10 protein-coding genes are annotated in these 12490 nt (G+C 70.0%); 6 read left to right on the top strand and 4 right to left on the bottom strand.

The window, feature by feature from the left end; translation table 11 throughout:
- Positions 1–74 precede the first annotated feature (74 nt).
- Both MKK51_RS18720 and MKK51_RS27245 read left to right on the top strand, forming a co-directional pair.
- Entirely contained in the window at positions 75–290 is a 216-nt protein-coding gene (locus MKK51_RS18720; protein WP_018041891.1) for a hypothetical protein, read from the top strand.
- 167 nt (positions 291–457) lie between these two features.
- Positions 458–2920, top strand: a complete 2463-nt coding sequence (locus MKK51_RS27245; RefSeq protein WP_279601211.1) for a caspase family protein — start codon at positions 458–460, stop codon at positions 2918–2920.
- An 85-nt stretch (positions 2921–3005) separates the two neighbouring features.
- On the opposite strand, the gene MKK51_RS18710 is transcribed toward MKK51_RS27245, so the two are convergent.
- The 3 genes from MKK51_RS18710 to cysS form a co-directional block, all read right to left on the bottom strand.
- On the bottom strand, positions 3006–4220 hold the full coding sequence (locus MKK51_RS18710) for a type II toxin-antitoxin system HipA family toxin (protein WP_243979568.1): 1215 nt from the start codon (positions 4218–4220) through the stop codon (positions 3006–3008).
- The gene (locus tag MKK51_RS18705) at positions 4210–4548 is read right to left on the bottom strand and encodes a helix-turn-helix domain-containing protein (protein WP_243979566.1); all 339 of its coding nucleotides are present in this window, start codon (positions 4546–4548) and stop codon (positions 4210–4212) included. Before MKK51_RS18705 ends, MKK51_RS18710 begins: the two co-directional genes overlap by 11 nt.
- 114 nt (positions 4549–4662) lie before the next feature.
- A complete protein-coding gene (cysS, locus tag MKK51_RS18700; protein ID WP_243979564.1) occupies positions 4663–6045 on the bottom strand; it encodes a cysteine--tRNA ligase in 1383 nt (460 codons plus the stop codon).
- 368 nt (positions 6046–6413) lie between these two features.
- On the opposite strand from cysS, the gene MKK51_RS18695 reads away from it, so the two are divergent.
- The gene (locus tag MKK51_RS18695; RefSeq protein ID WP_243979562.1) at positions 6414–6755 is read left to right on the top strand and encodes a hypothetical protein; all 342 of its coding nucleotides are present in this window, start codon (positions 6414–6416) and stop codon (positions 6753–6755) included.
- A gap of 82 nt (positions 6756–6837) precedes the next feature.
- Here the strand turns inward: MKK51_RS18695 and MKK51_RS18690 are convergent, their stop codons facing one another.
- Complete coding sequence (locus MKK51_RS18690) at positions 6838–7374, bottom strand: CreA family protein (RefSeq protein ID WP_409565721.1); 537 nt, start codon at positions 7372–7374, stop codon at positions 6838–6840.
- 151 nt (positions 7375–7525) lie between these two features.
- Here MKK51_RS18690 and MKK51_RS18685 point away from each other — a divergent pair, with 151 nt between their 5' ends.
- The 3 genes from MKK51_RS18685 (at position 7526) to MKK51_RS18675 (ending at position 12416) form a co-directional block, all read left to right on the top strand.
- Positions 7526–8560 carry a DUF2865 domain-containing protein gene (locus MKK51_RS18685; RefSeq protein WP_243979560.1) on the top strand — a complete coding sequence of 345 codons (1035 nt, stop codon included), beginning with the start codon at positions 7526–7528 and terminating at the stop codon, positions 8558–8560.
- 228 nt (positions 8561–8788) lie between these two features.
- The gene (locus tag MKK51_RS18680; protein ID WP_243979559.1) at positions 8789–10885 is read left to right on the top strand and encodes an OmpA family protein; all 2097 of its coding nucleotides are present in this window, start codon (positions 8789–8791) and stop codon (positions 10883–10885) included.
- A 301-nt stretch (positions 10886–11186) separates the two neighbouring features.
- Positions 11187–12416 (top strand): MFS transporter, encoded by a 1230-nt coding sequence (locus tag MKK51_RS18675; RefSeq protein WP_243979596.1) that lies wholly within the window; start codon positions 11187–11189, stop codon positions 12414–12416.
- Positions 12417–12490 lie beyond the last annotated feature (74 nt).

Genomic DNA, 12490 nt, shown 5'->3' with positions numbered 1-12490 from the left:
TCCGCATGGCCCGCCTCGCGGGACGCGGACCCCGCCCACGTCCATCGCGCCAGAAACGCTTGAAAGGATCCGATATGTTGACACAGCCCAGCAACATCACCCTGCGCGACGACCTCGGGGTGACGGAGACCTCCGAGACCGACAACGTGGTGCGGTGGGACGGCGAGCGGCTCTATGTGGAGCACGACATCTATCACAACGGCCAGCTCGTCCATAAGAAGTACCGCAAGAACGTCACCGAACCCGTGGCGCGGGCGCTCCAGGCGCTGATCAACCGCGCCAAGCAATAGGCGGCCGCCGGGCGCGGTCGGATCGAGGATTTGGTAAGGCTGATTCCGGGCCGCCCTGGACGATCGCGGAATTCTCCCCGATGGTGCGCCCGATCGCGTTCAGGTCGTCCGCGATGCCCCGTAGGATTGGCGGTCGCCGCTGCCTGCGGCGACGGAGGTTCCCGGCGATGGTCCTGTCCCGCTATGTCGCCGTCTTCGCGGCCCTGTTCTCCGCCCTGCTGATCTGCGTGCCGGCAAAGGCACAACAGGCCGAGAAGCGCATCGCCCTCGTTGTCGGCAACGGCGCCTATGAGGGGGCGCCCGTCGCCACCGCCGCCAACGATGCCGGCCTGATCGCGCAGACGCTGCAGGCGGCAGGGTTCGACGTCGTGGGTGCGCGCGACCTCGACGAGGACGCCCTGCGCAAGGCCCTGCGCGACTTCCTCGACAAGGCGGCGGCCTCCGGGCCGGACACGGTGGCCTTCGTCTACCTCGCCGGGTACGGGTTGCAGCTCGAGGGCGAGACCTTCTTCGCCCCGGTGGATGCCCGCATCGCCACCGCCGTCGACGTTCCGGTCGCGGCCCTGCGGGTCTCGGACTACATCAAGCGCCTCGCCACCGTTCCCCTGAAGGCCCGGTTCGTCGTGCTCGACGCGGCCCGCGCCAACCCGTTCGTGAAGACCGGGGAGCCGCTGGCCGGCGGCCTCGCCCTGGTGGAGGCCGAGCCCGGCAGCCTCATCGCCTACAACGCGGCGCCCGGCACCGTGGCGCAGCCCGAGACGGGGGCCTATGGCGCCTATGCGCAGGCCCTGGTGGAGATGATCCGCGAGGGCGGCCTGCAGCCGGCGGCCCTCTTCGACCGGGTGCGCCTGCGGGTGAACGAGACCACCCGGGGCGCGGCCATGCCCTGGGACGATGCCAAGATCGAGGTGCCGTTCGTGTTCTTCGAGCGCAATGCCGACGCGCCCGTCCCGGCGCAGGCCGAGCAGATCGCGGCCCTGCGCGACCGCCCCTTGCGCGACATCGGCGCGCGGGACGCCTATTCGGTCGCCGTCGAGCGCGACACGCTGCAGGGCTACCAGGATTTCCTCGGGGCCTATCCCGACGACCCGATGGCCAAGCGCGTGCGCGCCATCGTCGCCGCGCGCCGCGAGGCGCTGACCTGGCGCCGCGCCTTGTCGGCGGGCACGCAGGACGCCTACTGGTCCTACCTCTCGCGCTACCCGCGCGGACCGCACGCGGCGGATGCACGCCGGCGCCTCGCCCGCCTCTCCGCCCCGCCGAGGCCCCCCGAAGCCTTCACCGCCCTCTCCTTCGACCTACCCCCGCCGCCGCCGGAGGAAGAGGCCTATGTCGACCGTCAGGTCATCGCCTTCGACGACCCGGACTATGCCCTGCCCCCGCCGCCGCCCGGCGTGCTGGCGCCCCGCCCGGCCTATATCGTCGACATCGCGCCGCCGCCGCCCGAGGACGAGCTGTTCGCGCTCCCCGTCCCGCTCTTCGCGCCCGTTCCGGCCTATGTGATCGCGCCCGCCTACATCGTCGCGCCGCCGGACAACGTCATCTACCGGAACATCCACAACACCGTGGTGATCAACGAGATCAACCGGCGCGTCATCGAGCGGCCGCGCGGACCTTCGGCGGCGGCCCTCGTCGGCGGTGCCGCCGGTCTCGGGGCGGCGGCTCTCGCCGCCCGGGTGGCGCTGCCGCCGTCCCTGTCGCACCGCCCCGGCCGTCACGATGCCGGCCCCAGCGCAGACGGACCCCGCCGCGACCGGCCGCTCCCTGCGGTAACCGCCCCCGATTCGCGCGCCGGACGGCCGGACGCGAAGGCGTTGCCCGAGCCGAGGCCGGTGGCGAACAGGCGCCCCGCCGGTAACGTCGGCGGACCGCCCGACCGCGTCCGCGCGGGGGACGGCAGGACCGGCCCCGACTGGAAGGCCGGCATCGACCGCCGCGACGCGGCCATCCCGGCCGGCCCCGGAGCCGGCCGCAGCAACGCCGATCCCGCCGACCGCGCGGCCTTGCGCCGGGAGCGGATCGAGCGCCGGGACGCCGCCCGTGCTGCCGGAACCGAACGACCGGACCTGCGGCCCGCCCTCGACCGGTCGCGAGACGACCGCGCCCGCGAGGGTCGTCCGGGCCGTGATCGGGTGGCCCGGCCGGGCGTCGAGCCGAGCGGCCCCGAGCGTGCCGGACGGTGGCCGGCTAACTCCCAGCGCGAAGCGCCCGGCCAGCCGCCGCGGCGCGGCCCGGATTCCGATGCCCTGCAACGCCAGCAGCAGAGGCTTCAGATCCAGGAGGCCCGCCAGCAACAACGGATGCAGATGGAGCAGCAGCAGGCCGCCCGGCGCCAGCAGGGCCAGGCCCAGCAGCAGCAGATGATGCAGCGGCAGCAGATCCAGGAGAACCGCCAGCAGCAGCGCATGCAGATGGAGCAGCAGCAACAGGCGCAGCGTCAGCAGATGCAGGCGCAACAACAGATGCAGCAGCGCCAACAGATGCAGGCCCAGCACCAGCAGCACCAGGCCGCCCAGCGGCAGCAGATGATGCAGCAACAGCAGCAACAGCAGGCGGCTCAGCGCCAGCAGAGGCAGGCTCCGCCATCGGGTGGGAACCCGCACTGCCATCCGGGCCGGCCCTGTCGCTGAGGAGGCGGATCGCAGGGATGGGGGATGAGGCCGGACCTCATGCCGTACCTCGACGAGATCGCCTTCCATCACGCCGCGCGGGAGGTCAGTCGAGGTCTTTCGAGAAGGCGCGTGCGAGCCGCCTGACCGTCGCATCGTCGACGCCGTCGGCAGCAAAGTCGGCACGCCAGGAGCGCATGCGGGAAGCGAGGGTCGCGACGACGTCTCGGGCGTCGTCCCGCGAGAGATCGAAATCCTCGACCCGGGTCAGGCAATTGCCGGTCGTCGGGTAGCTCCCGGATCGACCGACGCCGATGGCTTGCTGGGGATCCATGTCCGGCTGAGGGACCACGTCGAAGGCCGGGGACAGCCGCCACGCGTGGCCGCATCGGAGGAAGGCGTGGTTCTTGAGGTGATCGTCCCGGTTGCCGCACAGAACGTTGAACACCATGCGGCGGAACAGTTCATGGCGGTCGGACACGTGCCGCGCCCCGTGTCGGAGGAGGAACAGGGCGAGGTCGGGGTAGGAACCGGAATCGGAGGTTTCCTCCAATCCGAGGGCGGTCAATCCGCTCATGTAGTGGCATGTCGGGTGGCAGGAGACCGCATCGCGGTCGAAGCGCTTCACCAGGACGACCTTGCGGGGGCCGACGGCGAGAACCCGGGTTTCGGCGGCGTCGATCCCGCAACGGGAGGCCAGACGCATCGTCGCGTGCTCGGCACCGCATTGGTCGTAGGTGTCGTCGCGCCTCTGGAACTTGGCGATCCATAGGGCGCCCTCGTACGTGATGACGGCTTTCGGTCGGGCACCGCCCATGCTCATCCCCGCCGTCCAGAGGCGGGCCGCCAGCCCTTCGACCGCCTCGCCTCGCTCCAGACGCGCGAACCCGTCCGCGATGCCGTCGAGGTCGGCCTCAGCCGCGTAGCCCGGACGCGGTGACGGGGGAGCCGGGGTTTCGGAGAAGGCGAGGCAGCCGACGCGCTCGTCTCCGGCGGCGAGCAACCAGTCGGACGGCATCATCGGGGGAGAGTCGTGAGGCCGACGATGCTCGACGAGCCGTCGACCCCAACGGTCCGGGGTGGCATCCGCCAGGACGCCCGGAAGTCGGCCACGGCCGGTGCTCGTGAACGGCCCCGGCCGAAGCGGCAGGTGTTCCGGGTCCAGGGCGAAAGCCCGGCCATGACCGTTCCTCAGCCAGGACCCGACATAGGCGAACTCGCCGTAGGACCGACCGGCCGCCGGCGTGACGAGCCGGTAGCGGCCGACGAGATCCGTGGTGCCGTCCTCGCGGCGGACATGGACGTAGACGTCAGAGGTCATCGAGGTTCACGTCGCGCGGGCGACGCGCGCGGCTGGGCAGGCGGCTGGCTTCGATGGAAGCGGCCAGGTGATCGTTCTCGGGACTGACCGCGCGCCGGACGGCCGGGAACAGGCCCAGAGTCCAGACGGCCCTGGCGAAGACGCCGAGCGAAACCGTGGGATCGCCTCTCTCGAGTTTGCGCAATGTCGGGAGGGAGACCCCCACGCGGGACGCGAGATCGGATGCAGGCTGACGACGACGCAGTCGCGCGGCCCTGATGGCCTGCCCGATCTCGCGAAGCCCCTCCGAAACCTCGAAGGGAGCATGTGCCGACCGCTCGTTATTCATGCCGTCATCCTTGCATCTCAGGCCGCTTAGATGAAAGTATGTTTTCTATCCCGCAGAATTTCCCCCGTCGAAGATGAGATGCGGCGTCTCCGGACTCTGCATCGGCATCCGCGGCTATCGCGCCACACTCCACGTGGTCGTGCCGTCCTTGTTGTCCTTCACGGTGACGCCCATGGCGGCGAGCGCGTCGCGGGCGCGGTCGGAGGCGGCCCAGTCCTTGGCGGCGCGGGCCGCACGGCGCTCCTCGATCGCGGCTTCCACCGCCGCCACGTCGACGCCGGCGGCGGCGATGGCGCTGTCCGCCCGCGCCGATTGGGTCCGCCCGAGGAGGCCGAGGAGGCCCGCCCCGGCCTTCAATGCCGCCGGGTCGTCGAGGCGGTGCAGTTCGGCGAGGGCGGCGGCGGTGTTGAGGTCGTCGAGGAGCGGCTCCACCACGGAGGCCGGCACCTCGGCGCCGGCGGCCACGTCGCCGACGACGCCGTACCAGCGGTCGATCATCCTGGACGCCTCCTCCAGCCCGCGCACGGTCCAGTCGATGGGCTGGCGGTAATGCGTCTTCAGCATCGCGAGGCGCACGACCTCTCCGGGCCAGTCCTTCAGGACGTCGCGCAGGGTGATGAAGTTGCCCAGCGATTTCGACATCTTCTGCCCCTCCACCTGGAGGAAGCCGTTATGGAGCCAGACATGGGCCATCACGTCGGTGGCAAAGCAGCAGCGCGACTGGGCCACCTCGTTCTCGTGATGGGGGAAGATCAGGTCGATGCCGCCGGCATGGATGTCGAAGGTCTGGCCGAGATGCTTCCAGGCCATCGCCGAGCACTCGATGTGCCAGCCGGGCCGCCCCGGCTCGGCGATGCCGGCCGGAGAGGGCCATGACGGTTCGCCGGGCTTCGAAGGCTTCCACAGGACGAAATCGAGGGGCGAGCGCTTGTACGGCGCCACCTCGACGCGGGCGCCGGCCTCCATCTCGTCGAGGGGCCGTTTCGAGAGGGCGCCGTAATCCGGCATCGCCGGCACGTCGAACAGCACATGGCCTTCCGCCACATAGGCATGGCCCGACGCCACGAGCCCGTCGATGATGGCATGCATCTCGGCGATGTGGTCGGTGGCGCGGGGCTCGACGAAGCGAGGGCGCTCGCCCGCCACGTTCACGTCCTCGGCCATCAGCACGCCGAGGTCGCGGATGTCGCCGTGGAAGGCAGCGAGGGTCCCGTCGGTGAGGTCGCGGATGGTGATGCCGCGCTCGGCCGCGCGGGCGTTGATCTTGTCGTCCACGTCCGTGACGTTGCGGGCATAGGTGACGTGCGCCTCGCCGTAGAGGTGGCGCAGCAGCCGGAACAGCAGGTCGAAGACGATGATCGGCCGGGCATTGCCGATATGGGCGGCGTCATAGACCGTCGGCCCGCAGGCATACATCCGCACATGCGTCGGATCGATCGGCGCGAAGGGCGCCTTCTCGCGGGTCAGCGTGTTGTAGAGCCGCAACATCGGCGCCATGAAACCGTCTTTCGTAACCCTGGAACGCGCCGGCCCCGCCACCTGCGGAGGCCGCGTGTCCCCATGCCCTAAATCCCGAGAACCGATCAACTTTTACGAGTCGCGGGGCGAGCGCCCCGGAGCCGCGATGACCGGATCGGCCGGACGCCAAGCACCTACGTGTTGCACGGAGGCGACGGACCCTGCCGACCAACTGCGCTACCCCAAAACGGTGATGAATTCGAGAACGACGCCGGAAGAGGTTCGGTCGAGGTCGCGACGATCCGGAAAGGATTTGTTTACCGACGCCGCCGAGATTTTCCCAAACGCGAATCCTCCCATCCGGTGAATCCCGCCTTTCGTGGATCCCGTCATCAAGGTCACTGCCCATGCGACGCTCGGCTGCCGGTCTCGGCGCTCTCTGCGCCTTCGCCCTCCTTTCCTCCGCCGCCCTCGCCATCGGTGACGGCGAGACCCCGGCCCGCGTCCCGGGCCATGCGGAGAAGACCTTCCTGATCCCCGCCGGCGAAGGCTACGGCGTCGGTGAATGCCTGGCGGCCGGCAGCGGCTCCTGCGGGCAGGTCGTGGCCGATGCCTGGTGCGAGGCGCAAGGCTTCGCGGTGGCCGGTTCCTTCGGCCTCGCCGCCCCGGAAGACCATACCGGTGCGATCGCCCAGCCGGAGACGCGGACGCCCGTCGAACCGCCGATCCGCATCACGTGCAAAGATTGACCCGCAAAGATTGACCCGCAAGGACCGACCCCGCCGTGTTCTAGGCGGCCCGGCCCGATACCGACGCCGCCTCCGCGCCGGATCAGCCCTTGAAAAAATCGCCGCAGCGGGGCGGCGCCTCGGCGGTTCCCCACGGCATCAGCGGAACCGCCGTCGTGGAGTTCTTGGGTGAGCCCTGAATCACCTTGTCGGAATAGACCATGTAGATCAGCGTGTTGCGCTTGGCGTCGCAGCCGCGGACGATCTGCATCGACTTGAAGATCAGCGACCGCCGCTCGCTGAACACGACGTCGCCCTGCTTGAGCTTGTCCTTCGGATTTTTGAACGACACCGGGCCGACTTGGCGGCAGGCGAGGGAGATGTCGGAGACGTCCTCGGCGAGGCCGAGCGTACCCTTGATGCCCCCCTTCTCGGGCTGCGTGTACCAGCAGGCGATCCCGGCGACCTCGGGGTCGTCGATGCCGTAGACCACCAGCTTGTCGTCGGGGGTGAGCGGACGCCACACGGTGGACTTGTCGAAGATCCGGTCCGTATCGTCGGCGCGCGCTGCCGTCCCGCCCATGACGAACGCCGCCAACCCCGCCGCCACCGCCCGGCTTGTGAGACTCCGAAGACACATCATCGCACCATTCCCCTCAAGTTTGCCGATGGGCATGTGGGAACACTGTCCCGGTCTCGCGAGGGCGGTTAGACATCCTTTGCAAACGCGTTCTTCCGTACCCTGCCCGAGGGCCGGAACCGCCCAGCCTCACACCCGTTCCCGACAGGTCATGCCGCTGATCCTTCCTCAGATCCGCAAGCTCGTCGCAACGCTCGGCGCCGCCATGGCCGCCATCGCGTTCGGGACGGCCGTGCAGGCGCAGGCGCCCAACGCCCAGTGCCAGCGATACCGCTTCGAACTCGCGAATATGAGCGACGGCGCCAACACCGCCCGCGCCCTGCAGAACGAGATCGGCCGGCTCGAGGCCTATTACCGGACCCTGAACTGCGAGGGCGGCAAGTTCCTGTTCTTCGATTCGCGCCCCCCGCAATGCGGCGCGGTGGAGCAGCGCATCCGGGCACTCCAGGCCGGCTACGGCGCGGAGAACGGCGAAGTCACCGCCGCCCGGCGGCGCCAGCTCACGGCGGCCATCGCCTCCTCCTGCGCCGAGACCGGCCCGAAGATCGTCGAGGGCGCGGTGGGCGAGCAGCGCGGACGGGGCGGGCCGCAGGTGGTCTGCGTCCGCACCTGCGACGGCGCCTATTTCCCGATGAACAACCTGCCCGATGGCCGCGAAGGTGCCAACGAACTGTGCCAGGCCCTGTGCCCCGGCACGGAGGCGGTGGCCTATTCGATGCCGAATGGCGATGACGGGCTGAAACAGGCCGCGTCGGTCAAGGGCAGCCGGGCCTATGTTTCCCTCGCCAACGCCTTCAAGTTCCAGAAGAGCTTCACGCCGGACTGCTCGTGCAAGAAGGCGAACCAGACCTGGGCCCAGTCCCTGGTGAAGGCCGAGAGCATGCTCGTCCGGCACAAGGGCGACATCTTCGTCACGCCGATGCAGGCGGAAGCCATGTCGCGGCCGAAGGTGCGCGTCACCCTCGCGGGCCGTGCGGACAAGACCGCCGCAATCCTCGCCGCCGATGCCGCGAACCGGAACGGCGCGGTCGTCTCCGAGGCCGGTATGCTCCCCGAAGGAGCGAGTGTCGAAGCCAATCCGGGCGCGACGGCGGTGGCGGCGGTCGCAGGCGGTGAAGCGCGTCCGAACGTCCGCATCATCGCGCCGAACATGATCGCGACCCCGGCCCGGTCGACCACGCCCTGACGGTCGTCGCCGTGCCGCGGTGCGGCCGATGCCGCATCCTCTGCGAGATCACCGATCCGGCCCGGCATCCTCGGGCAACGTCTTGGCGGAGAACGGTCTTTTGGATCCGCGCCGCCGATGACCACGGCGGGATGGCGGAATACCGGTGAATGATCCGACACGGAATCCGGAACCATCCGGGCTCCATTCGGTTCCGATGGCCACGTCCACGTTTGTGAGTGACCATCCATGCGGACCACCCGCCTGCTCTTTCTGACCAGCACCATGCTGCCGGCCCTGATCCTGTCGGGCCCCCTTTCGGCCAGTCCGGACAGAGGCGGGTCGGGCGTGATGCTGCTCGCGCAGGCGGGTCCGGGAGCCGAGCGCGGCGATCCGCGCGGAGGCGGCGATGCCCCCCGCGGCGGCCCGGCCAGGCCGGAGAGAGCCGAACGTCCGGAGCGTGCAGAGCGCCCAGAAAGGGCCGAACGTCCCGAGCGCGCCGAACGCCCTGAGAGGGCCGAACGCCCCGAGCGGGCGGAGCGTCCCGAGCCACGCCAGGAGAAGGCCCCCGCCCGAGAAGAGCGTGCCCCGGCCGAGCGGCCCGCCCGTCCCGAGCGGCCTGACCGCCCCGACCGTCCCGAGAAGCCCGACCGCGCACCGGCCGAACGGCCGGCTCCTCCCGCTGCGCGCGAGCGCAATCCCGATCCGACCCCCGCCAAGCCGGCGCCGAAGGAGGCCCCGGCTCCGCGCGAGCGCGACGCGACGCCCGATCGTCCTGCCCGCCCCGAGCGCGGCGACAGGCCCGACCGGAACGAGAAGCCGGACAGGCCCGAGAAGCCCGACCGCGGCGACAAGCCGGACAGGAGCGCCAAGCCCGAGCGTGGCGAAAGGCCGGATCCGAGCGGCAAACCCGACCCGAGCGGCAAGCCCGAGCGCGGGGACAAGCCCGAGCGCGAGGGCAGGCCGGACCGGAACGACAGGCCGGACCGGAACGACAAGGCCGACCCCGCCCGTCGCGGCGCGCCGGATGCGACGCCGGACGCCAAGACGCCGGATACGAAAGCCCCCGACGCGAAGACGCCTCCCAATGCCCGGCCGGGCGTTCCGGGAAAGCCCTTCGTCCCGCCCGGTCAGGCGCAGGACAAGAACGACCGCGACGACAGGCGCGGCCCGGACGACAGGCGTGGAGCGGATGACCGACGCGGGCCGGACGATCGGCGCGGAACGGACGACCGGCGCGGGCCGGACGACAACAGGCCCGGCACGGCCAACCGCCCGGCAGCGGGCGATCCCGAGCGGCGCAGCGAGATCGAGCGGCGCGACCGCGAACGCCGCGAGGCTTTCGAGCGCAAGGACGAGCGTGATCGCCGCGACGTGTTCAACCGGCCGGGCCGGCCCGGCTATGTCGAGGGCGGCTTCCGTGGCAACGATGTGCGCAGCTACGACGAAGTCCGTCGCGACCGGCGTGAGTTCAACGAGGGCGGACGGACCTATATTCGCGAGCCCGGCCGGATCATCGTGCGGGACCGCGACAATTACTTCATTCGTCACGACGAGAACGAGCGCTTCCGGTATCTCGATCGCGGGGCCTATCGCAGTGAGCGCCGCGGCGGCGACACGATCACCTATCTCGACCGTCCGGGCGGCATCCAGATCGTGACGGTGGTGGACGATGACGGCCGCCTCGTGCGCCGTTCGCGCCGCTTCCGCGACGGCCGCGAGGTCGTGATCATCGATAACGGATTCGGTGGTCCGCAGCGTCCCATCTACGAGGACGTGGTCGACCTGCCGCCGCCGGACATCCGCATCCCCCGCGACCGCTACGTGGTAAATTACGAAGGGGCCGACGAGCGGCAGGTCTACGAGGCCCTGTCCGCCCCGCCGGTGGCGGCGGTGGATCGGCGCTACACCCTCGACCAGGTGCGCTACAGCCCGCAGCTCCGGGCACGGATGCGCAGCGTCGACATCGACACGATCACCTTCGATACCGGATCGTTCGACGTCACGCCCGATCAGGCCTCGCGACTCGGCAACATCGCGGCGGCGATCAACCAGGCGGTGAAGGCCAATCCGCAGGAAGTGTTCCTCATCGAGGGCTACACCGATGCGGTGGGCAGCGAGGTCGACAACCTGTCGCTCTCCGATCGTCGCGCCCAGTCGGTGGCCACGGTCCTCAGCCAGAACTTCCAGGTGCCGCCGGAGAACCTCACGACCCAGGGCTACGGCGAGCAAGCCCTGAAGGTGAACACCCAGGAGGCCTCGCGGGAGAACCGCCGGGTCACGGTCCGCCGCATCACCCCGCTGATCCAGCAGCAGGGCGAGAGCGCCGAGGCGCCGCCCAAGTAGAAGAACGATCCAACTGCTCTCCTCGGGTGCGAGGATCGGGAGGTGTCCCCTCTCCTTACAGGAGAGGGGACTCGCGTCAGTAATCCCGGCTTTAACTGTCGCGTATCTGAATCGATCGACCTGAAACGGCATAAGCCGGCTCATACAAGCCCCGAGGAGCTGCGTTATCGTGACGGTACGGGCCGCATGTCTCGAAAGAGGGGTGCGGCCCGTGCCGTTCCGTGCTTCCCCAACACTCCCGCGACGCGACGTGCCGCGCGACTTGCAGCCCGGCGAGCGCGACATCAGGAGGCTGGCGACCATGGCCGAGGAGAGCGACCGCCTGATCACGGCGGGGACGCCGATCTTTCGTCGGACCACGCTCGCCCTGTTCGCCGCGGGCTTCTCCACCTTCGCCGTGCTCTACGGCGTGCAGCCGCTGATGCCGGTCTTCGCCGATACGTTCCACGTCTCGCCGGCCGAGAGCAGCCTGTCGCTGTCGCTTCCCTGCGCGATGCTGGCCCTGGCGCTCCTCGTGGTCAGCCCGCTCTCCGAGGTGTGGGGGCGCAAGCCGGTCATGGTCGCCTCCCTCTTCGCCTCGGCGATCCTCACCCTCATCGCTGTGATCGTGCCGAGCTGGCACGGCTTCCTGGCGTTGCGCGCGCTCACGGGGCTGGCGGCGAGCGGCCTGCCGGCGGTCGCCATGGCCTATCTCAGCGAGGAAATGGATTCCCGCGCCATCGGCCTGTCCATGGGGCTCCTCATCGGCGGCAATGCCATGGGCGGCATGGTCGGCCGCCTGATCGCCGGCATCGTCACCGACCATGCCTCCTGGCGCGTGGGTCTCGGGACCATCGGGGTTCTGGCGCTTTTCGCCGCCATCCTGTTCTGGCGCGGCCTGCCGCCCTCGAGGCGCTTCCTTGCCAACCGGATGCGCTGGCGCCAGGTACCGGGCACGTTCGGCCAGCATTTCCGCGATCCCGGCCTGCCCTGGCTGTTCGCGGAAGCGTTCCTGCTCATGGGCGGCTTCGTCAGCGTCTACAATTACGTCGGCTTCCGCCTGCTCGATCCACCCTACAACCTCAGCCAATCGGCCATCGGCGCGATCTTCGTGGTCTATCTCGCCGGCACGTTCAGCTCGGCGGTCACCGGCGAGATCGCGAGCCGCCTCGGGCGGCGCAGGGTGCTGTGGCTCGCCATCCTGCTCGGCCTCGTCGGCATCCTCATGACCCTGTCGGAGCGCCTGCCCCTCATCATCGCCGGCATCGTCGTCGTCACGGTGAGCTTCTTCGGCGCCCATTCGGTGGCGAGTTCCTGGATCGGGCGGCGGGCCCTGCGCGACCGGGCGCAGGCGTCGTCGGTCTATCTGTGCCTGTATTACCTCGGCTCGTCGGTGCTGGGCACGGCGGGGGGCTGGTTCTTCGAACATGCGGGATGGTCGGGGGTCGTCGCCTTCTTCGGCGGACTCTACGGTCTCGCCCTGGCCATCGCGCTGCGTCTTTCGCGCCTGGCGCCCCTCGTTCCCGGCGCATCGTCCGACCCCGACCGTTGACCCGCCCGCCGCGACACCTCATCTAGGCGCTCGTCGTCGCTCACCGGAGCGACAGGCGAGGCATCGCCGCCGAC

This window comes from Methylobacterium sp. E-045, from assembly GCF_022829685.1.
Classification (GTDB): domain Bacteria; phylum Pseudomonadota; class Alphaproteobacteria; order Rhizobiales; family Beijerinckiaceae; genus Methylobacterium.
This window is presented reverse-complemented; position numbering and strand designations above follow the sequence as displayed.